The organism is Sphingomonas sp. CCH5-D11 (genome assembly GCF_001557395.1).
Taxonomy (GTDB): Bacteria; Pseudomonadota; Alphaproteobacteria; order Sphingomonadales; family Sphingomonadaceae; genus Sphingomonas.
The window spans coordinates 1-1,312 of sequence record NZ_LSKH01000209.1; the positions used below are offsets into that span (position 1 = coordinate 1).

The following is a 1,312-nucleotide window of genomic DNA, read 5'->3' on the forward strand; positions in this document are numbered from 1 at the left end:
GGAACAGGCTGACGGCGCGCTGGTCGCGGCCGATGATCGCCGCTCATGACCGCAAATGGCGGCCGGATCGCGCCATATCGACACGGCTGCCGGCCGCGCGTGCTCTTGTCCTCGCGGTGAAGCTGAACGACACTATCGGCTGATTGCGACGAGGCGCCGGCGGCTTGACGGCACCTCGCCGTGCCCCTCACCCTCGCGCGTACGTGTGAGACTTCCTAGTTAGGCGCCAATGCAACTCGTCATCGTCGAATCGCCCGCCAAGGCGAAGACCATCGAAAAGTACCTGGGCTCGGACTATCGCGTCCTTGCGAGCTACGGTCACGTTCGCGACCTGCCGGCGAAGGATGGCTCGGTTGATCCCGATGCCGGCTTCACGATGGAATGGGAAAATTACGCCGACAAGGCGAAGCAGCTGAAGGCGATCGCCGATCTCGCCAAGGATGCCGATCGCCTGATCCTCGCCACCGACCCTGATCGCGAGGGCGAGGCGATTTCATGGCACGTGCAGGAGGTTCTGGCCAAGCGCCGTGCGCTGCCCAAGAAGGTCGATCGCGTGACCTTCAACGCCATCACCAAGCCTGCGGTGACGCAGGCGATGGCCAATCCGCGTGAACTCGACACCGACCTGATCGACGCTTATCGCGCCCGCCGCGCGCTCGACTATCTCGTCGGCTTTACCCTCTCGCCGGTGCTGTGGCGCAAGCTGCCCGGCGCCAAGTCGGCGGGGCGCGTCCAGTCGGTCGCGCTTCGCCTGATCGTCGATCGCGAGCGTGAGATCGAGGCGTTCCGCGCACAGGAATATTGGTCCGTCACTGCCGCCATGGAGCAGGACGGCACGCCCTTCACCGCGCGGCTGGTGCAATGGGACGGCAAGAAGCTCGATCGCCTTTCGATCGGCAATGAGGGCGACGCGCTGAAGGCCAAGGCCGCGGTCGAGGCCGGCCGCTTCGCCGTCGAGCGCGTCGAGACCAAGCCCGCAACGCGCAATCCGCCGCCCCCCTTCGCCACTTCGACGCTGCAGCAGGAGGCGGCGCGCAAGCTCGGCTTCTCCGCCGATCACACGATGCGGATCGCGCAGCAGCTCTACGAGGATGGCGCGATCACCTATATGCGGACGGACGGCGTGCAGATGGACGGCAGCGCCATCGATGCCGCACGCGGCGCGATCGCCAACCGCTATGACGCGAGCTATGTCCCGGATCGCCCACGCCAATATCAGACCAAGGCGAAGAATGCGCAGGAAGCGCACGAGGCGATCCGCCCGACCGATTTCAGCCGCGATCGCGTCGGCTCGGGCGACCACGCCCGCCTC

At 66.2% G+C, this 1,312-nt stretch carries 1 protein-coding gene; it reads left to right on the forward strand.

Annotated features, from left to right (window positions below; translation table 11 throughout):
- Positions 1-229: 229 nt before the first annotated feature.
- Positions 230-1,312 (forward strand): type I DNA topoisomerase (gene topA, locus AX702_RS12940; RefSeq protein WP_082746247.1); only part of this gene is annotated, 1,083 nt, incomplete at its 3' end.